The organism is Gelidibacter mesophilus DSM 14095, assembly GCF_000423005.1.
GTDB lineage: Bacteria > Bacteroidota > Bacteroidia > Flavobacteriales > Flavobacteriaceae > Gelidibacter > Gelidibacter mesophilus.
Genome location: NZ_KE383968.1, coordinates 134,546 through 153,655 on the forward strand (window position 1 = coordinate 134,546; position 19,110 = coordinate 153,655).

Genomic DNA, 19,110 nt, shown 5'->3' on the forward strand with positions numbered 1-19,110 from the left:
ACAGTTTTTTAATGGGATGTTACCTAATTGTTATTATTTAAAAGTGAATTGCAAATTGCAATTGCCACAATAAAAAGTCATTTTGAATTTCTAGATCTAAATAACTTACATCCGTTTGCACTTTTAATTTATGTCCCAAAATATATTTAGAAACGCCCAGTGTGTATTGGTTAAGAGGATTATTGCCTGTGACAACCTTATCAAACCCTATATTGGTATATCTTCCAGAAACTTCCCAATGGTTTTCAAACATATACCCTGACTGAAGATTAACACCATTGCCCACCTGCACCACATCACCGGTAAGAGTACCGTCTGAATTCTTAGCTAAAGGATCTGCCGCCGTTCTATTGGCATATTCAGCCATAAAAGAAAATCCTTGATATTTGAACATCGCATCAATAAATAACGTTGAAATATCAGTTTCATAAAAACCTATATCATTCAACATATATGCGCCTCTATTGCTTAGGTTCTTAACCGCCTTATTGTTATAATCATAGGTAACACCTAACGCCAGTTTAGGCGTATTTTCTCTGTAGATATCTCCTCCTATATAATCTCCTCCCTTCTTTGTAAAATCCCCAAAAGGAAGGAGCACTAGCCGGGTGGTATACTGAAAGCCACCAACATTACCAGACGTAATATTGCGTCCTTCACCTTGAGATATGGCAAAGGCTTCCTTAACTACAAACTTTTTAGAAAGATTAAAATGATGTCTGAATTGAACGCCAAGATCTCTGCCGACATTATAAGTAGCATTTAAAAGTGAGCGATCTACCAATTGAAGATTTCCGGAGGACACCAGCTGCTCCCTGTTTCCTGGAAGTTTAGTTTGCCCGAACCAAAACTCAAAGTCTTTATAAAAATTCCACTTCATCACCGCATCCAAAATATAACGTGGGGCGTTGGAGGTATAAATTGAGCCCCCAGAAATATCTCTGTTGGCAAGACCTATGGCTATTTTATAAGTTAACTTGGGTGAGTAGGCAAAACCATCGAGTTTTATTCGTGCTCTTCTGATCAAAAAATTAGATTCGAAATCCGAGAATCTATCCTCCTGTTCTTGCGATTCTGAAAACACCTGGAATTGTATTTGCATTCCGACTTTCATAGACCACGTACTATCCTTTCCTTTGAGATTCAAAATCCCATTTCCAAATTTGGGCGCATCAACTTCTTGGGCATTGGAATTAAAAAAAGCAAGAAAAAGCACCACCAGAAGCGTTAATTGAAGTTTCATAGATTAGTATGAGTTCCTAGAATTGTAAATAACCAACTCTAATGTTAATTTAATGTTTCGTAAATGTTAAGTTTTTAGAAAAATGGTGTAAAAAGACCAGGGCTTAACAGGATAATAACAATTCCAACCATAAAAACGGTTTTTATGAATACAAAATGTCAACTTAATCTATTGACCATTAAAAGTATTCATGGTGATATTTACACCTGCAGTCCCAAAGGATTTAATGAGTTCTACCGACTTATCCAAACGTTCAGACAATTTAGAATCTTCTTCTGCCGTCCATTCTCCTAAAACATAATCCACTTGTCTCCCCTGACTAAAAGCGTCACTAATACCAAACCTAAAACGATTGTAATTGGTTGTTTGCAGTTTATCCTGGGTGTCCTTAAGTCCGTTATGGCCACCCGCACTTCCTTTTGTTTTCAAACGAATGGTTCCGAATGGCAAATTCAGATCATCGGTAATCACCAACAGGTTTTCAAGAGGCACATTTTCTTTGTTTAGCCAATACTGGATGGCTTTTCCACTTAAATTCATATAGGTATTGGGTTTTAACAAAATGAACTGTCGTCCTTTAAATTTATAAACGGTGAGGTCTCCCAGTTTTTGGGTTTCAAAACTTAAACCTTCCATTTTGGCCAAATGATCCAATATTTTGAAGCCAATATTATGGCGGGTATTGGCATAATCACTACCGATATTGCCTAAACCTACGATGAGATATTTTTTCATGACGTTTTCTTCAACAGGTGTTTTGGTTTTTGATGATTTAAAAATATGGTGTAAAAAACTTAGCATTTCAGTTCAAATTCTATTTGTGCTGGTGAAAAATAATCTTTTTTGCGAAAATGCCTGAAGAATTCACACAAACAATTATTAACTAGGCATCCTCAGGTCTGTAAACCTGAAATTAAATACCGAAGTCAAAAACAGTTGCCAACGTTAGTGATTGAGATCCTGCCAAAAGGCGGGATGAGTTTAACCAGAATATTCCAATGCGCCTTCGGCTATTGGAATATGGGTTTCACTAAAAAAAAAAGCATCCTGAATAAACAGAATGCTTTTAAATATATTGCAAGGCAAGATTTACTCTTGAGTTTCAGTTGCTTCTGCACCTTCTGCAGCAGCTTCTGCTCCTTCTTCAAGTTCGTCTTCCTCTTCGGCTTCAAACTCAGCAACACTTGCTCTAGAACGTCTAACTTGACAAATTACAGTATTGTCTGGGTGTAAGAAAGTAAAATCCGGATTTGGCAATTCAGTAATATACATTTTATTCCCAATCTTTAAAGGCGTAATATCAACCTCAATAAAATCTGGCAAGTTTGATGGAATTGCTTTTACTTTAAGGTGACGCTGGTTTTTACGTAAAACACCACCGTTCAATACCCCTTTGGAAGATCCGATATAACGAACAGGGATTTCCATGGTAATTTCTTTATCGTCAAATAACTGATAGAAATCTATGTGTAAGATTCTGTCAGTTACTGGGTGAAATTGGATGTCTTGCATGATAGCATTAAGCGACGTTCCATCTTCTAAGGCAATCACAACTGTATGCGCATTTGGCGTATAAACCAGTTTAGAGAAAGCCAATTCAGGTGCTGAGAAATGCATTGCTTTGTCTCCTCCGTATAATACGCAAGGAACCTGACCAGCATTACGTAAGGCTTTTGTTACTTTCTTGCCCACGCTTTCTCTTTGAGATCCGTTGATTGTAATTGATTTCATTTAAAATTTATTTATTAATTATTACTATTATTTATTAGTTGAGGTTGAGCCTGTCAAAACCTACATTAGAAATTTAGAGCTAATTGATTTGTTATAGTGTACATTATGCATCACTCCCGCAAATAAATCGGCACAACTGATCACTCTAATTTTATCACTTTTTTGTTTTAGCGGAATTGAATCGGTTACGATCAACTCTTCCAATTTTGAATTCTCCAAGCGCTCATAGGCGTTACCAGATAATATAGGATGTGTGCAAATTGCTCTCACGCTCAATGCTCCACGCTCTATCATTAAATCAGCGGCTGCAGTCAAGGTGCCAGCGGTATCTACCATATCATCCACTAAGACCACGTTTTTTCCAGTAACATCACCAATCAGCTCCATATGCGAAATCACATTGGCCTTTTCGCGTTGTTTATAACAAATTACCACATCACTTTCCAAAGCTTTAGAATAGGCATAAGCTCTTTTTGAACCGCCCATATCTGGGGAAGCAATCGTCAAGTTATCTAAATTTAAGCTTCTTAAATAAGGCAAAAACACTGTGGAGGCAAATAAATGATCCACCGGTTTTTCAAAAAAGCCTTGAATTTGATCCGCATGTAAATCCATAGTGATAATGCGGGTTGCCCCGGCTGCTTCCAACATTTTCGCTACCAGTTTGGCAGCTATTGGCACTCTCGGTTTATCTTTTCTATCTTGCCTAGCCCAACCAAAATAAGGTAAAACCGCCGTAATATGTCTTGCTGATGCGCGCTTTGCGGCATCAATCATCAATAACATTTCCATCAGGTTTTGAGGCCCAGGATGCGTTGATCCTATTATAAAAACTCGCGTTCCTCTTATAGATTCCTCATAAGATGGTTGAAACTCTCCATCACTATATGTTGATGTAATCACTTTCCCTAATGGCGCACCATAGGTAGCTGCAATTTTTTCTGCAAGTTCTGTGCTCTGTGAACAAGCAAAAATTTTAGCTTCTGTAACAAAGTTAGGCATTTGGAATTGAGTGTTTTATAACGAATTAATCCTCGTTTTGTTTAACAGGCTGCAAATTTAAGAATTTATTTGGACAGAAAAAGTATAAAAGAAGGATATTTTAGTTGTTAGTAGAAAAATATTTTATAATTTTGCAGTCGATTTAATAGCATTTCGATGTTCTTAAATTATATTTACCAAATAATTGCTCAAGTGGTGGAATTGGTAGACACGTTGGATTCAAAATCCAATGTCGCGAGACGTGCGGGTTCGATTCCCGCCTTGAGTACAAAAGGCTTCAACAGAAATGTTGGAGTCTTTTTTTATTTGCGGGTACCGCATAGACACAACATTCTTCTTTTTTTGTAGAGTGAAAACTTACAATCCGTAAAATTTCGTGCAGATAATTTGCGGTTAAAGTACGATGTTGATCATAAAACGCTTCAATTTCGTTTCAAGACTGCTTTAAAGTTCGTCATATCCTTTAAAATCCGGACTTACGATACGTTTCCATTCGGGATGTTTTTTAATGTACGCAAACACATACTGACAAAAAGGAAGTAAAAGAGTGCTGTTCTCGTCAAGATAATGTAAAGTTTTCTCCACCACAGCGCTTGCGGCACCTTTTCCTTTAAGCTCAGGATCCGTTTCGGTATGGATCAAGGCAATTTTATCGCCAGGTGCTTTATAATCGATGAAGGCATAATGGCCGTCAACCTCGATTTCGAATCGCTTCTTATCTTCGTTTTTAACTAATGGGATGTCATTATAATCTATTTTCATAACTTTTTTTTAAATGTTATCTATAATTGCTTTAAAAGTGCAGGGCGACGTAAGATTTTAAAAATGATGTGACCTTATTTGGTGTTTACTCAGATAAGTCCTTTAAACTCCCCTGACAATTTCATGAAATTTAATTAAAAAAAATGGGATTGACGTCTAAAACAACCAATCCCAATCATCTCTATTTCGAATTTACAATTATTGTTTAATAAACTGAAGATCAATTACAAATTGAATCGTATCACTCACTACAATACTTCCTGCTTCTGTAACTGCACTCCAAGTAAGCCCAAAATCTTTTCGGTTGATTTTTCCTGTAATTTCAAAACCAGCTTTGGTCTGTTCATAAGGATCTACCGCAGTACCATTAAAATCTGTATTTAAAGTAATTTCTTTAGTGACATCTTTGATGGTTAAATCTCCAACCAACTTGTTGCCATCGAATGATGTCGATTTAAACGTCAATTCAGGATATTTTTCTGCATTGAAAAAATCTTCTGACTTTAAATGCGTATCTCTATCTTCATTTTTCGTATTGATAGAATCCACCTTTGCAGTAAAGTCGAATTTTGCATTCTTGAAATCATCATTTTCCGTTTCAGCCGTGGCATCAAATTCTTCAAATGCTCCTTTTACGGTTGAAATCATCATGTGCTTTACTTTAAATCCTACTTCCGAGTGAGATTCGTCTACTTTCCATTTCGTTGCCATATCTATAATATTTTAAATTGTTATAATTGTTAAAATTTGAATTTTATTGTTTTACCATATCTTCTGCATACTGCACACCAATACCGTAGGTGCCTCCAAAACGTTTTATTAAACTCATAACATCATCGTACGTTTCTTTATTGGCCCAATCCCGTTGTATCTCTAACAAGTACTGCATTGAAGTTATCGGTCTGATACCGGCTTGTATCAATCTCTGTATGGCCGTTTCGTGTACTTCCTTGGTCATATCACAACAAGAATCCTTGATCACATAAACTTCATAACCTTCATTAAATGCCGATAGTGCCGGTAGTGCCAAACAAACACTTGTCCAACTCCCTGACATTACAATTTTTTTCTTGTCTTTTCCAGTTACTGCTTTATGCGTTTTGTCATCTTCCCAAGCATTCAATGTTGTGCTATTGATGTATTCATCTTGATTTGGAAAAACCTCAAGTATTTCTGGAAACACAGGACCCGTAAATGTATCCCTGGCAATGGTTGTCACCACCGTAGGAATGTTAAAAATTTTAGAAGCGCCGCAAACAAGACCTATGTTGTTTCTCAACTCCATAAGGTTGTGACTATGGTTTCCAAAAGCCATCTGACTTTCTTGATTAATTATAAATAATATATGAATGTCTCTACTTATCAGTTCTGGGCTAATTCTTTTATTATTTTACACTCTTTTCAATTTTGTGTCATTTCTGACGGTCGACAATTAACGATATTAGTTAGTGTTTGATTGATGCATTAACATTAATAATTAGTTCATTTGCATGGGCACCTCCATTAAAAGCACGCGGGCATCCTCTGTGGCTTTAACGGTAAAGCTGTCTGTATCCCAAACGCCCATTCCATCTCTTTTTGAAAGTTTTTCTCCATTCAGTTCAACTTCTCCTTCAAGGATAAAGACATAGACGCCATTTCCTTTTTTGTTGATGTTGTACTCATCTTCATTGCCTTTTGAGAATTTTCCAATATGGAACCAGGCATCTTGATGCACCCATACACCTTGGTCATTTTCATTAGGAGAAAGTACTTGATAGAATGCGTTTTCCTTTGCTATATCCTTTAGTGAAATTTGGTCATAACGTGGCTTGACGTTTCGTTTGTTTGGAATAACCCAAATTTGCAGAAATTTTACAGGCTTATCTGGATTGTTATTGTACTCTGAATGCATCACCCCAGTACCAGCGCTCATAACTTGAATATCGCCTTCTCTGATAATGGTCTTGTTGCCCATATTATCTTCATGCTTTAAATCGCCTTCCAATGGGATGGAAACAATTTCCATATCTTGATGCGGATGTGAGCCAAAACCTCTGCTTTCTGAAACGGTATCGTCATTTAACACTCTCAATACGCCAAAGTTCATGCGCTCAGGATTGTGATAATTGGCAAAACTGAACGTGTGTTTTGAATGTAGCCACCCGTGATTGGCATCACCTCGTGTGTCTGCTCTGTGAATTATTGTGTTCATAGTTTTTAGTTCTTTATTGGTAGATAATTTTAACCTACCCTATTAATAATTTATAAATTTTTCAGGTTTTCTTTATTTCAATTTGCAAGGTCAGAAACTCCAATGAGTGTTGTCACTGAAAAATTATTTAGAGTCTTCCCGCATTCTTTTTAAGGCTTTGGTCCAACTTTGTAATTTTTCCAGCATTACATGTGCTGATTTCTCTAAAGGTTCATTTGCTTCAAAAACCTCATCTTCATTAATAAATTGAGTAAAGAAAGGGATGTTTACAGCTTGTGGCAATGGCATCATTCCTAAAGTAGTGATGGTTAACTTTAATTCTTGAATGGCTCTCGTTCCTCCTGATACACCACCATAACTCACAAAGCCCACGGGTTTTTCCTGCCATTCTTCAAACAAATAATCCATCGCGTTTTTTAGGGTAGCCGGAGGACCATAATTGTATTCCGGTGTCACGAATACATAAGCATCGGCTTCATCAATCGCTTTACTCCATTTTCTGGTATGTTCTTTAGTATATTGACGCAATCGTGGATGATTTGGCTCGTCCATTAAAGGCAAGTCTATTTCTTTTAAATCCAATAGTTCCACTTCAAAATCGGCATGTTGCTTTACAATTTTCAAAAACCAATCTGCAACGATTGGGCCTTTCCGTGAGGGTCTCGTGCTACCGATGATCACTTTCAGTTTATATTTCATCTTTTCTTTATTTTATTTATTTTTTGGTTAATATCAACTAAGGCGTTGTTCATCAATCTTCCAAATAGCCGAATTTTCCAATGTTAAAATCATTGAAGGCTTCCATCAATTCCGCTCTGGTATTCATTACAAATGGGCCTTGTGCGGCAATGGGCTCATTAATCGGTTCGCCACTTAAAATCAAAACTAAAGCATCATCCACGGCTTCTATATTAAATTTTTCGCCATCGTTTGACATAAGTGCCAAATGATCTGTAGGTACTTTTTCTGTGCCATTAATGATGATATTTCCTTCCAACACCAAAAGTGCCGTATTGTACTCTGCCGATATTTGAAAATCTGCTTTCCCGCCTTTTTTCAGCCTCGCATTGAATAAATGCACTGGCGTAAAGGTTGATGCAGAGCCTTGGACGCCGTTGTATTCTCCAGCAATTACCTCAATTGTTCCTTCATGGTTTGGCAATTCATGGCGCTTGATATCTTTACTTTTTATAGCCTGATACTTGGGAGTGGTTTTTTTATATTTTGCAGGAAGATTCACCCAAAGTTGTACCATCTGAAAATCACCACCCTTTTTACTCCATTCTTCCTCATGATATTCTTTATGCAAAATGCCATTGGCAGCGGTCATCCATTGCACATCGCCTTCGCCAATAACGCCACCACCGCCACTACTGTCGTGATGGGCCACCCTGCCTTTATAAGCAATTGTTACGGTCTCAAAACCTTTATGTGGATGTACACCCACGCCTTTTGGCTTATCGGAAGGTGGAAAATTGTAGGTGGAATTATAGTCCAGCATTAAAAACGGACTCATCCGTTGCATATCCAATCTAAATCCACTTGGGATAAAATTATGTACCCTAAAACCATCACCTACAAAATGAGGCGCTCTAGGGCTTGCTACTAGTTCTACTGTCCTTGTTTTCATTTGTCAATAATTTGATTTGAAACAAAGTTACGTTATCACATCATCCTGTGCATTGATGTATGATAAGAAGTTATAGAAAGCGTAATGGACTGAAATTAGTGGTTATCAGACCTTTTGATACTCTATTTTTTGAAATTTTTACGCGCCAAATCTTTACGAACCCTACTTAAACTTTCTGGGGTAATTCCCAAATAAGAGGCTACCATGGTTAGAGGAACGCGCAATAGGATATCGGGGTACATTTCAATAAATTCGAGATATCTTCTTTCAGCACTGGCACTTAACAACAAATTAATTCGATTCTGTAAATGTCTGATGTGGTTGTGGAGAAGTCTGTCATTAAAAGTAGTGAAAGAAGGGATTTTTTCTGAAAGCAGCTGTATGAAATTTTCATCAATCAGAACCACTTCACTGTCCTCAAGAGCTTGAATATAGTAGCGTGAAGGACTATCAAAATAGACACTTTCTCTATCGGTTACAAACCAGTTTTCTGGTGCAAAGGAAATGGTGTGCTCTTTACCATTATCATCTATCGAATATTGTCTTAGGAGTCCTTTCTCCACAAAAAACGTATGCTTGCAATAGTCGTTTTCACTCAATAGAAAGTCATTCTTTTTAATTTCCTTGAGGATGCAAGTATCGAATAATGTCGAAATAGAATCACTTTCAATGTGGAGTTTTGAACTTAAATAGTCTACTATTCTGAGATGTTGCATAAGGAATGAAAAGTTATGGCAATTTTAATCCATCAAATTTACGTTTTTAAATTGAAGTTATCTGGTTGGATTTCTCCGCGTTTCCTCTTCTTCTCAATGATCACGGTTTTTATGGACGATTTTTAAAACCCACCAAAAGGTTCATTCTTTTTAGCGATGACGCCTGCCTACTCCCTATAAAAATCGACTTGCAACACCTCTACTTTTCTCGATACAAAGCGCATCCAATAATTGAGGGATGACAATGGTCATAGCATTTGATTTGATGAAGCTTTACCTTTATCCTACTTTTAAAAATCATGGATCTTATGACAGAAATACAGATTGCACACAGCGTTACACCTAAACATATCAGAGAAATTGCGGCAAAATTGGCAATTCCTGAAGATAAGTTGGAATACTATGGAAACGACAAAGCAAAACTTCCGTTAGACCTCATTGATGAAGAAAAAGTAAAAGCCAACACACTTATATTAGTAACCGCAATTACGCCTACCCAACCGGGGGAAGGCAAAACCACGACTTCCATTGGTTTGGTTGATGCTCTCAATATTTTAAATAAGAAAGCGGTTGCAGTGATTAGAGAACCAAGTTTAGGCCCAGTATTCGGCATTAAGGGTGGTGCAGCAGGGGGTGGATGGAGCCAAGTTATTCCTATGGTGGATATTAATCTGCATTTTACAGGAGATTTTCATGCCATCGAAAAAGCCAATAATCTCCTTTCTGCGCTTATAGAAAATAACATTCAAAGTAAATCGCGACGGCTTGGTATTGATCCAAGAACGGTAGTTTGGAAACGGTGCATGGATATGAATGATCGCGCCTTGAGAAATATTGTATCGGCACTTGGCGGAAAAGCGGGTGGCGTTCCCAGAGAAACCGGGTTTAATATTACTGCAGCTTCTGAGATTATGGCCATCTTGTGCCTGGCCTCAGACTTAGAAGATCTTAAAAAAAGATGCGGAAATATCTATCTGGCCGATACTTGGGAAGGCAAACCTGTTTTTGCCAAGGATTTAAATGCCGAAGGTGCTATGGCGGTGCTCTTAAAAGACGCCATAAAACCGAATCTCGTTCAAACCTTAGAAGGCAGTCCGGCAATTATCCACGGCGGACCTTTTGCCAATATTGCCCAAGGCACCAATTCTATTGTAGCCACAAAAATGGGAATGACCTTAAGTGATTATACCATCACCGAAGCTGGGTTCGGATCTGATTTAGGTGCGGAAAAATTCATGAATATTAAGTGTCGAGCGGCTGGCATCTCTCCTAAGACTGCGGTTTTAGTTGCTACAATTAGAGCATTAAAATACCATGGTGGCAAATCGTTAAGAGAGATTACTCAAGAAGATCTGGAAGCGCTTAAAAACGGTCTTCCTAATTTGGAACGCCATATCGCCAGTTTGAAAAGCTTTGGAATACCCATTGTAGTTTCCATAAATGCCTTTAAATCTGATACAGAGGCTGAAATAAAAATAGTGCAAGACCATTGTGAAAAATTAGGGATTCCCGTGGCATTAAGCTATGGGTGGGCAAAAGGCGGCAAAGGTTGTTTGGATCTCGCTGAAAAAGTCATAAAGTCGGCAAACTCTAGTACCAACCAATTTCACCCTACTTACAATCTCGATGACACGATACCTACCAAAATGAAGAATATCACCCAAACTGTTTATGGTGGAGATCATGTTATTTTGAGTGATTTGGCAAAACTTCAATTACGTAAATACGAAGCCATGGGTTTTGCAAATCTGCCAGTCTGTATGGCTAAAACGGAGAAGAGTTTTACTGATGATCAGAAACGATTGGGGCGTCCAGTAAAATTCGATATCCATATTAGAGAGTTTGAAATCGCTACAGGCGCTGGTTTTATCATTCCGATTGCGGGTAATATGCTGGGTATGCCTGGCTTACCTGCTATCCCTGCCGCAGAGAAGATCACTATTGACAAAGATGGCACTATTGAAGGTTTATTTTAAGAGGATCAACTGGATAGTTTAAGCACTGGAATGGTTGACTCCCGTCGCATCCATCATAAATTATTAATCTAAGCTTGGAAACTAATGAGCGTCAAAATTCAATCTGGAAATTTAACTTTCTAAAAATTCATTAAAACATTATTTAGTCTATCTAAAATTGAGATCAATCCATTCAAACATTTCTCTATAGACAGTTTCTCTCACGGATTTCTGTGAAAGAACTAAATCGTGCATGCCATTTTCAATTTCACAATTGGTGATATTACCATTGAGCTGATTGGCATAATAGGCGATGTGTTTGACATTCAAAACCGCATCTCCTTTCATAAAGCGCTCTGACCATTTTTTATCATTGACCGATTGACTGCTGTATAAAACCAAAGTCGGAACATCTAGCGTCAGCTTGTTTTGTATGCTTTTATGAGCTGTGCGAATGGCATTGATAAAACTCAGAGTCACTTTTGGAATATCATGAGGTTTCCAATTTAGTAAGTAATTCCATTCACCATATTTCTGACGATGGAGGCTGTAACCATATAGCTTTGAAAAGCCACCCGAGATTAGGAGGTTAGGCAGAAATCTGCTTAAAAACGACAGAAGAGGCACGCCAAGATTTCTTTCAATGCCATTAAGGTTAAACTCATAAAATGGACTGTTACATATCAAGCCATGGAATAAAGTACTCCTTAAATTCCTGCCAGCATAATTGGTTAGAATGAGTCCACCGGTGGAATGCCCCATTAAAAGAACTTCCATATTATTTTCGGATTTAATGATTTGTAAAGCCTCGTTGATTTCTTCATCATACTCCAGAAGTGAATGCACGTTATTCATTTTCTGATGCGCCAACAAGGAACGGCCATATTTTCTTAAATCCAAGGCATAAAAATTATAAGCGGCGCCGTTAAAGCGTTGGGCCATTTGGTCTTGAAAAAAATAATCGTTAAAACCATGCACATATAGAACAGCTTTAACGGATGGTATTTCGGATTTCTTGCGAACCAATGTGGCTATGACCTCACCTTCATAATCGTCAGCATAGTTGAGCCTCCGTTGCTGAAATCCATCACCAAGTAAGTCTCTTTCATAATCCCCATCGCTATATATCATTGCTCTTAACTTTTCTTAATATTCATAAATTTAAAAATTGGTTGTGGAGCATTGCTCATTCACAATACTATTTTTTCCATCTCAATGGTTTTCCAATAGTCATTTCCAACTTTGACATAGTTAATTGATTTATCTGTTCGGGAAAATCCAACTTTTTCATAACACTTAATTACGCCGCCATTCCAAGAATAACCATTTAGAATAATTCTTTCGTTTTTAAGATTTTTAAACCCAAATTCGGTAAGTTTCTTAATCAATTTGGTTCCGATACCTTTCCCTAGTACCGTTTTTTCTCCGATTAAAATTCGCGCTAATTTTGCATCTTTATTGTTTTTCTTTAAAATGCTTATTTCCGCTATTCCAATACATCGTTTTTCTTCATTTACCACCTTAAATACCGTTCGGTTCGCATTAGATAAATAAATTTCGACTTGTCTTTTGTCGACAGGAAATGTAAAAATAGTCCCAGCAAAGTGGATTAATTCCGCATCATTTGAATCCATTTTTTGAGATACGTCCAATCTTTTATTTTAAAAGGCTCTAATTCTATCACGATTTCTATTAGTTTGCTGTCAGCTTATTTTATGGAGAACTGAAGAGTCAAGTAAGAAAACAGTTGGGTCCGCACGCCTCTAAAATACTAAAAATTGGCCAAGCTCAAAAAAGACCATAGGATTTAAAAATCAGCAAATATCGGAACAATTATATTTTGACAATTCCGAATACAACCGCTTAAAACATTTCAAGATCCTTCCCTTATCGGCTAAACACCCACTAAAATTCTCATAAGATTGACAATAAAATTTGTAAATTATCCCAAATTTCAACTTACAATTTACATTTATGAAAACAATTCTGTTGAGTACTATGGCATTCTTCTTGTCATGCCATCTTTTTCTAACCGCCCAAGAAACCGATAAAAACCTTGAAAAAGGCTTGGCAGAACTCGTAAAAACCTTTGAAGGAGATGTTGGGATTTATGTTTATAATCTCAAAACCGACAAAGAAGCCGCAATCAATGCAGATACCATTTTCCCAACCGCAAGTATCGTAAAAGTCCCCATTTTGATTGAAGTGTTCAACCAAATCAAAGTGGGGAAATTGCGTTATAATGATACCTTGGTTTATGATGCCAAAAGAAAATATGGAGGCTCGGGCTTAATGCAGTTTTATAAGGATAGTACGGTTACGGACCTCCGTACATTGACCTCATTGATGATTACAGTAAGCGATAACACGACCTCACTTTGGTGCCAAGAACTTGTAGGTGGAGGATTAGCCATCAATAAAACCATGGCAGATTTAGGCTTGACGCATACCAGAGTCAACAGCCGAACGGAAGGGAGAACCAAAGATTGGGAAATCTACGGTTGGGGCCAAACCACACCACGCGAAATGGCATCATTGCTGATAAAAATGAGAAAAAGGACGTTGGTTGATGAAACTTCGAGTGATGAAATGTACCGTCTCATGACCAATTCCTTCTATACGGATTATTCGCTTTCTCAAATTCCACCCTACGTACAAACCGCTGCCAAACAAGGCATGGTCAATAAGTCACGATCGGAATTGGTCATGGTCAATGCGCCACACGGCGATTATGTTTTTTATATTGCTTCCAAAAACAACACCGACGAATCTTGGGGTTTTGATAATAAGGCTTGGCAATTACAGCGCACAATTTCCGCCTATTTATGGCATTATTTCGAACCAGAGTCTGAATGGAAGCCAGCATCAGGATTTACGGATTTAGTAAAAGGACTGAGATATTGACTCTATCTAGTTTCTGTACAAGATGAAATCTAATAGGTTTAACCTGGCCTTTTATCCTTTTAAAAAAAATTAACGATGATTTTTAGAGTATTAGTTTTATTACTATTTATGGCCTGTAACAATTTATTCGCACAAGACATGGTATTACCCTCTTATTACGTCGCGGATCCACAGCTGTCACAACAGCTAGAAACCATGGTTAAGGATTTAGGTTTGGACAGGGATTTTGAAGTTGGTGAGGATGGGATTGAACAAATTTCTTTGGCGGTCATTGATCTGAACGGAGAAACTCCAAGATTAAGCGGTGTCAATTACGATAACTTCATTTATCCGGCCTCCATTTACAAAATCTATGTCGCTGCTGAAATCCTCCGCCAGATAGCCATAGACAGCCTAAATCTTGATGATTCGTATAGGGTACAATCTCCGAACGATGTTGATAAAACCAAGGAAATCGAAAATGACCCGAGAGCTTTATTACAGCATGGCGATAGCGTCACGGTCAACTACCTGCTAGACCTGATGATCACCCGAAGTGACAATACTGCCTCAAATTGCCTGATTGATATTGCTCAGCGTCCTAAAATCAACAACCTGATGCACCGGTATCATTGGCAGGGCAGCGAGGTCACAAGAAAGTTTTTAAGTCGAAAATTTGAAGACTCTAATTATAAGGAAGCTGAAGGCACAATGACCTGCGCGTTACACGCTGCCGATTTCATGTATAAGGTTCAAACGAATCAGTTGGTCAATCCTTGGGTAAGCATGCAAATGAAGACCTTATTGGGCAGGCAATTGGACAAAAGCAAATTGGCTGCCGGAATGCCAGAAAACGTGATGTATTATCACAAAACCGGATGGTGGTCCTATTGGACAAACGATGTGGGGATTGTTGACGATGGCCAAACAAAATATATAATAGCCTGTTTCTTGCCTCTTGAGGAAGAACTGGCACTACCAAAGATGAAAGAGCTATCCAAACGTATTTACGATTTGATGAAAGAACGCCATTAGCCTTTCCAATGATCCATTTCCCAATAATATATCATTAGGCTTAAAAAACAAAAAAGACTTTAAAAATTGGTGCGCTATTTTCATTTATATCACCTAAAACCTAAAGGTAAATTTAATCTATCAGCGCTTTAAGTCTGTCAACCGCCTGTTCAGCAGTAATATCTCTCTGCGGCGAACCAAACATTTCGTAGCCCACCATAAATTTCTTTACCGTGGCACTTCTCAATAATGGTGGATAAAAACTCATATGCCAATGCCAATGGTCATTGGCTTCTCCATTTGTTGGCGCTTGATGGATCCCACTCGAATAAGGAAATGAGGTCTGAAATAACGCATCATAAGCTTTCGTTATTTTAGAAATGGCATCGGCAAAGGCCATACTTTCAGCCTCAGAGAGCGCAGTGATGTCTCTGTAGTTTTGTTTTGGCACAATCATAGTTTCAAAAGGCCATACCGCCCAAAATGGCGTAAGCACTACAAAGTCATCATTTTGATAAATGATGCGCTCATTGGCTTCCAACTCTTGCTTTAGGTAATCACCCAGAAGACTGCTGTTATTTTCTTCAAAATAGACCTGTTGGTGCTTATCTTTCTTTTCTACTTCATTGGGTAATGTGGACTGGCTCCAAATCTGGCCATGTGGATGCGGATTGCTACACCCCATAACCGCTCCTTTGTTTTCAAAAATCTGAACATAATTAATACGTTCATTTGAACCTAAAGCACGATATTCGTTTTGCCACGCTTTGACGACCTTATTAATATCTACAACATTCATATCCGCCAAGCTTTTTGAGTGATCTGGGCTAAAGCATATCACCTTACAAATGCCTTGTTCACTTTCCGCTTTAAACAAGCCATCGTTAACAGAAAATGTTGGCGATGTGGTTTGCAACGCGGCAAAATCATTCGTGAAAACGAAAACATCTTTATAATCAGGGTTTTTTTCGCCGTTGATGCGCGTATTCCCGGCACATAAATAACAGCTTGGGTCATGTGCAGGACGTTGGGCATTAGATATGGCTTCATTCTGTCCTTGCCACGGACGTTTGGCTCTGTGCGGAGACACCAACACCCATTCGCCAGTAAGAATATTATAGCGTTTATGTGAATACTCCTGTAAATTATGGTCCATAATAGATTTGTTATTTAATTATCACTTTACAATATGAGTGCCCGCAGAGAGCATGACTTCATAAATGGAGCAGGCTGTTCCAAATTCATTCTTAAATCGTTTTGATACGTCTGTCTTAAATGCTTCTGCTTTACTTTTTAATACCAAATTTATGGTACAGCCCCCAAAGCCGCCGCCCATCATTCGGGCCCCAACTACGTCCGGACTCTCTTGCGCTTGTTCCACCAAAAAATCGAGTTCGGCACAACTCACTTTATATTGATTGCTCAACCCATCATGGGATTGAAAAAGCAAGGCTCCCAAAGTTTCTACATCATCCTTTTCTATTGCTTTCGCAAATTCCTTGACCCGATTATTTTCTTCAATAATATATAATGCCTTTTGATAATCCGCATCTGTGATCTCTGCTTTGATGCTATCTAAATCTGCTTTTGAGGCATCTCTTAATGCGACAATACCAAGACGTTTCGATACATTTTCACATACGTCACGACGGTCGTTATAAGCCGACTCGGATAAGTCATGTTTCACATTGGTATTAATGAGCATAATCTCATAATCCTTAAAATCTATTTTATAAGGTTTTGAGGTGACCGTTCTGCAATCTAAAAGCAAAGCGCTGTCTTCTATACCAAACATACTGGCATACTGGTCCATAATGCCACATTTTACACCGGCATAATGGTGTTCCGCTTTTTGGGACACTAAGATCATTTCTTCTTTAGATAAACCGAGATGGAACAGTTCATTTAATCCAAAAACAAAGCTGTTCTCTAGTGCTGCCGATGAAGACATACCCGCACCACCCGGAATATTTCCCGCAAAAACAGCATTGAAATTTTTAGGTTTTTTTCCAAGAATTTGTAATTCTGCAACCACACCCAAGATATAATTGCGCCATTCGCCCATTTTTATCGGCGCTATGCCTACAATATCAAACTCATGCAATTCCTCCTTATTTAAAGCAAAAACCTTACTGGTTGGAGCATCACTTTTTTGAATGGCCAAGGCAATGCCCATATTGATAGCTGCCGGAAACACAAAACCTTCATTATAATCCGTATGCTCTCCTATCAAATTGATTCTCCCTGGGGAAAATACCATAAGAGGCTCTGTTTTAAATTGGGCCTTAAAGCTGTCTTTAACTTCTGTTATAAGTTTCTTATTCATAATAATTACGCAAAATAGATATAAACACCAACGACAATCAAGCAAATAGCAATGCCAGCTTGTTTCACATATTTCCAAGGGGTGATATCCACTTGATTGGTGTACTGTTGCACAAAAGGTACTTCTCTTGGTTTTATTTTTCCGATGATCAACATGATGATGATGTTCAGTACGAACAAAATTGCCATGATATCCAAAAAGTGAGGATAGGCTTGCGCTTTTATCAATTCTAGAGCAGAAACGTCCGTGATTCCAGATGCCGCTGCACTTTCAAGTGCATTATCAATAAAATAGTCCTTAAGGAAGAATTGACTCAGGCAATACAACAAACACCCAGATATCAACCCTACTTTAGCAGCAACCGCAGGCACCCGTTTGGTGGTGTATCCAACCACTATTATCGTTAAAATTGGGATGCTATAAATACCGTTAATTTCTTGTAGATAATCAAATAAACTGCCCGCATTTGCAATAAGTGGCGCAATAAACATAGCGGCTATGGCCAATACAACTCCAAATGTTTTACCGTATTTAACGACGGTCTTTTCATCAGCCTCTTTATTGATATGTTGCTTGTAAACGTCAATTCCAAATAAGGTTACTGAACTATTCAACACGCTATTAAACGAACTTAAAATAGCGCCAAACAATACAGCGGCGAAAAAACCAACCCATGCTGACGGCAATACCTTTTTAACTAACATCGGATAGGCGCTATCGGCATTATCCAAACCTCCTTGGAAGATGTGAAAGGCAATTAGCCCTGGCAACACCACAATGATTGGTCCCAATATTTTTATAAATCCAGCCAACAACAATCCCTTTTGACCTTCCTTCAAATTTTTTGCCCCAAGTGCTCTCTGAATAATTTGTTGGTTGGTCCCCCAATAAAACAAATTCACCAACATCATACCCGTAAAAATGGTGTAGAATGGTACGGGATCCGTAGGGCCACCCATCGATTTAAATTTATCGGGATTTTCAGTGACCAATATTGAAAGACCGTCCAACAGATTGCCATCACCAATCATCATCAAACCAAAAATAGGAATCAAAAGTCCCCCAATCAACAATCCAATGGCATTGATGGAATCTGATACGGCAACCGCTTTCAACCCCCCAAATACGGCATAGATAGAACCAATAACACCAATTCCCCATACACAGATCCATATCGATTCCGTATGAGTGACCCCCAACAATTCCGGTACATCGAACATGCCGCTGATAGCAAGAGATCCGGAGTATAAAATAACCGGGAGCAACACCACCACATACCCAGAAAGAAATAAAATAGAGGTCAATGTTTTGGTAGTAACGTCAAAACGTTCGGCTAGGAAACCGGGAACGGTAGTCAGTCCTCCTTTTAAATATCTTGGCAGTAAGAAAATGGCGGTAACTACCATGGCAACCGCTGCTAAAGTTTCCCAAACCATTACAGACAATCCACTTTGATAGGCAGATCCATTGAGTCCTACAATCTGTTCTGTAGATAAATTAGTGAGTAATAATGAGCCTGCAATGACACCTGCCGTTAAACTACGTCCCCCTAAGAAATAACCATCTGAAGAGCCTTCATCTGTTTTTCGGGTTTTTAAATAGGAGATTACAGCGACAAGGACCGTAAACCCAATAAAGGTTAATATTTGCATAA

The 19,110-nt window shown here is 38.2% G+C and carries 19 protein-coding genes and 1 tRNA gene; 4 read left to right on the forward strand and 16 right to left on the reverse strand.

Annotated elements, in window-relative coordinates:
- Positions 1-37: 37 nt before the first annotated feature.
- From G525_RS0118525 to G525_RS0118540, 4 genes are all read right to left on the reverse strand, one after another.
- A complete protein-coding gene (locus G525_RS0118525; RefSeq protein WP_027127469.1) occupies positions 38-1,243 on the reverse strand; it encodes a porin in 1,206 nt (401 codons plus the stop codon).
- Between the two features lie 168 nt (positions 1,244-1,411).
- The gene (gene pth, locus G525_RS0118530) at positions 1,412-2,044 is read right to left on the reverse strand and encodes an aminoacyl-tRNA hydrolase (protein ID WP_027127470.1); all 633 of its coding nucleotides are present in this window, start codon (positions 2,042-2,044) and stop codon (positions 1,412-1,414) included.
- 288 nt (positions 2,045-2,332) lie between these two features.
- Positions 2,333-2,974, reverse strand: coding sequence for a 50S ribosomal protein L25/general stress protein Ctc (locus tag G525_RS0118535; protein ID WP_027127471.1), 642 nt, complete (start codon positions 2,972-2,974; stop codon positions 2,333-2,335).
- A gap of 60 nt (positions 2,975-3,034) precedes the next feature.
- Entirely contained in the window at positions 3,035-3,976 is a 942-nt protein-coding gene (locus tag G525_RS0118540; RefSeq protein WP_027127472.1) for a ribose-phosphate pyrophosphokinase, read from the reverse strand.
- Between the two features lie 186 nt (positions 3,977-4,162).
- On the opposite strand from G525_RS0118540, the gene G525_RS0118545 reads away from it, so the two are divergent.
- Positions 4,163-4,244 (forward strand) — tRNA-Leu (locus G525_RS0118545).
- 176 nt (positions 4,245-4,420) lie between these two features.
- Here the strand turns inward: G525_RS0118545 and G525_RS0118550 are convergent.
- The 7 genes from G525_RS0118550 to G525_RS0118580 all read right to left on the reverse strand — a co-directional run bounded on the left by G525_RS0118550 (position 4,421) and on the right by G525_RS0118580 (position 9,278).
- A complete protein-coding gene (locus G525_RS0118550) occupies positions 4,421-4,738 on the reverse strand; it encodes a GNAT family N-acetyltransferase (RefSeq protein ID WP_027127473.1) in 318 nt (105 codons plus the stop codon).
- A gap of 198 nt (positions 4,739-4,936) precedes the next feature.
- Positions 4,937-5,449 (reverse strand): YceI family protein, encoded by a 513-nt coding sequence (locus G525_RS0118555; protein WP_027127474.1) that lies wholly within the window; start codon positions 5,447-5,449, stop codon positions 4,937-4,939.
- A 43-nt stretch (positions 5,450-5,492) separates the two neighbouring features.
- Positions 5,493-6,116: an isochorismatase family protein gene (locus G525_RS0118560; RefSeq protein WP_027127475.1), complete on the reverse strand. Its 624-nt coding sequence runs from the start codon at positions 6,114-6,116 to the stop codon at positions 5,493-5,495.
- Between the two features lie 99 nt (positions 6,117-6,215).
- Positions 6,216-6,932, reverse strand: a complete 717-nt coding sequence (locus G525_RS0118565; protein WP_027127476.1) for a pirin family protein — start codon at positions 6,930-6,932, stop codon at positions 6,216-6,218.
- Between the two features lie 123 nt (positions 6,933-7,055).
- Complete coding sequence (locus G525_RS0118570; protein WP_027127477.1) at positions 7,056-7,631, reverse strand: NADPH-dependent FMN reductase; 576 nt, start codon at positions 7,629-7,631, stop codon at positions 7,056-7,058.
- Between the two features lie 52 nt (positions 7,632-7,683).
- Entirely contained in the window at positions 7,684-8,562 is an 879-nt protein-coding gene (locus G525_RS0118575) for a pirin family protein (protein ID WP_027127478.1), read from the reverse strand.
- A gap of 122 nt (positions 8,563-8,684) precedes the next feature.
- Positions 8,685-9,278, reverse strand: a complete 594-nt coding sequence (locus tag G525_RS0118580; RefSeq protein ID WP_027127479.1) for a Crp/Fnr family transcriptional regulator — start codon at positions 9,276-9,278, stop codon at positions 8,685-8,687.
- A gap of 308 nt (positions 9,279-9,586) precedes the next feature.
- Between G525_RS0118580 and G525_RS0118585 the strand changes: the two genes are divergently transcribed.
- Positions 9,587-11,254 (forward strand): formate--tetrahydrofolate ligase, encoded by a 1,668-nt coding sequence (locus tag G525_RS0118585; RefSeq protein WP_084647810.1) that lies wholly within the window; start codon positions 9,587-9,589, stop codon positions 11,252-11,254.
- Positions 11,255-11,401: 147 nt separating this feature from the next.
- Here G525_RS0118585 and G525_RS0118590 read toward each other — a convergent pair whose 3' ends face one another.
- Positions 11,402-12,364, reverse strand: coding sequence for an alpha/beta hydrolase (locus G525_RS0118590; protein WP_027127481.1), 963 nt, complete (start codon positions 12,362-12,364; stop codon positions 11,402-11,404).
- Positions 12,365-12,423: 59 nt separating this feature from the next.
- A complete protein-coding gene (locus G525_RS0118595; protein WP_027127482.1) occupies positions 12,424-12,867 on the reverse strand; it encodes a GNAT family N-acetyltransferase in 444 nt (147 codons plus the stop codon).
- Positions 12,868-13,207: 340 nt separating this feature from the next.
- On the opposite strand from G525_RS0118595, the gene G525_RS0118600 reads away from it, so the two are divergent.
- A complete protein-coding gene (locus G525_RS0118600; RefSeq protein WP_027127483.1) occupies positions 13,208-14,137 on the forward strand; it encodes a serine hydrolase in 930 nt (309 codons plus the stop codon).
- Positions 14,138-14,212: 75 nt separating this feature from the next.
- Positions 14,213-15,151, forward strand: a complete 939-nt coding sequence (locus G525_RS0118605; protein WP_084647799.1) for a serine hydrolase — start codon at positions 14,213-14,215, stop codon at positions 15,149-15,151.
- Positions 15,152-15,263: 112 nt separating this feature from the next.
- On the opposite strand, the gene G525_RS0118610 is transcribed toward G525_RS0118605, so the two are convergent.
- The 3 genes from G525_RS0118610 to G525_RS0118620 are packed head-to-tail and all read right to left on the reverse strand — an operon-like array spanning position 15,264 to position 19,108.
- The gene (locus G525_RS0118610) at positions 15,264-16,286 is read right to left on the reverse strand and encodes a UDP-glucose--hexose-1-phosphate uridylyltransferase (RefSeq protein WP_027127485.1); all 1,023 of its coding nucleotides are present in this window, start codon (positions 16,284-16,286) and stop codon (positions 15,264-15,266) included.
- Positions 16,287-16,307: 21 nt separating this feature from the next.
- Entirely contained in the window at positions 16,308-17,456 is a 1,149-nt protein-coding gene (galK, locus tag G525_RS0118615; RefSeq protein ID WP_027127486.1) for a galactokinase, read from the reverse strand.
- A gap of 5 nt (positions 17,457-17,461) precedes the next feature.
- On the reverse strand, positions 17,462-19,108 hold the full coding sequence (locus G525_RS0118620) for a solute:sodium symporter family transporter (RefSeq protein WP_084647800.1): 1,647 nt from the start codon (positions 19,106-19,108) through the stop codon (positions 17,462-17,464).
- Positions 19,109-19,110: the final 2 nt, after the last annotated feature.

Bases quoted from the DNA above. Each gene is read 5' to 3' on its own strand.
- G525_RS0118525 (WP_027127469.1), bottom strand. From the start codon at position 1,243: ATGAAACTTCAATTAACGCTTCTGGTGGTGCTTTTTCTTGCTTTTTTT.
- pth (WP_027127470.1), bottom strand. From the start codon at position 2,044: ATGCTAAGTTTTTTACACCATATTTTTAAATCATCAAAAACCAAAACA.
- G525_RS0118535 (WP_027127471.1), bottom strand. From the start codon at position 2,974: ATGAAATCAATTACAATCAACGGATCTCAAAGAGAAAGCGTGGGCAAG.
- G525_RS0118540 (WP_027127472.1), bottom strand. From the start codon at position 3,976: ATGCCTAACTTTGTTACAGAAGCTAAAATTTTTGCTTGTTCACAGAGC.
- G525_RS0118550 (WP_027127473.1), bottom strand. From the start codon at position 4,738: ATGAAAATAGATTATAATGACATCCCATTAGTTAAAAACGAAGATAAG.
- G525_RS0118555 (WP_027127474.1), bottom strand. From the start codon at position 5,449: ATGGCAACGAAATGGAAAGTAGACGAATCTCACTCGGAAGTAGGATTT.
- G525_RS0118565 (WP_027127476.1), bottom strand. From the start codon at position 6,932: ATGAACACAATAATTCACAGAGCAGACACACGAGGTGATGCCAATCAC.
- G525_RS0118570 (WP_027127477.1), bottom strand. From the start codon at position 7,631: ATGAAATATAAACTGAAAGTGATCATCGGTAGCACGAGACCCTCACGG.
- G525_RS0118575 (WP_027127478.1), bottom strand. From the start codon at position 8,562: ATGAAAACAAGGACAGTAGAACTAGTAGCAAGCCCTAGAGCGCCTCAT.
- G525_RS0118580 (WP_027127479.1), bottom strand. From the start codon at position 9,278: ATGCAACATCTCAGAATAGTAGACTATTTAAGTTCAAAACTCCACATT.
- G525_RS0118585 (WP_084647810.1), top strand. From the start codon at position 9,587: ATGACAGAAATACAGATTGCACACAGCGTTACACCTAAACATATCAGA.
- G525_RS0118590 (WP_027127481.1), bottom strand. From the start codon at position 12,364: ATGATATATAGCGATGGGGATTATGAAAGAGACTTACTTGGTGATGGA.
- G525_RS0118595 (WP_027127482.1), bottom strand. From the start codon at position 12,867: ATGGATTCAAATGATGCGGAATTAATCCACTTTGCTGGGACTATTTTT.
- G525_RS0118600 (WP_027127483.1), top strand. From the start codon at position 13,208: ATGAAAACAATTCTGTTGAGTACTATGGCATTCTTCTTGTCATGCCAT.
- G525_RS0118605 (WP_084647799.1), top strand. From the start codon at position 14,213: ATGATTTTTAGAGTATTAGTTTTATTACTATTTATGGCCTGTAACAAT.
- G525_RS0118610 (WP_027127485.1), bottom strand. From the start codon at position 16,286: ATGGACCATAATTTACAGGAGTATTCACATAAACGCTATAATATTCTT.
- galK (WP_027127486.1), bottom strand. From the start codon at position 17,456: ATGAATAAGAAACTTATAACAGAAGTTAAAGACAGCTTTAAGGCCCAA.
- G525_RS0118620 (WP_084647800.1), bottom strand. From the start codon at position 19,108: ATGCAAATATTAACCTTTATTGGGTTTACGGTCCTTGTCGCTGTAATC.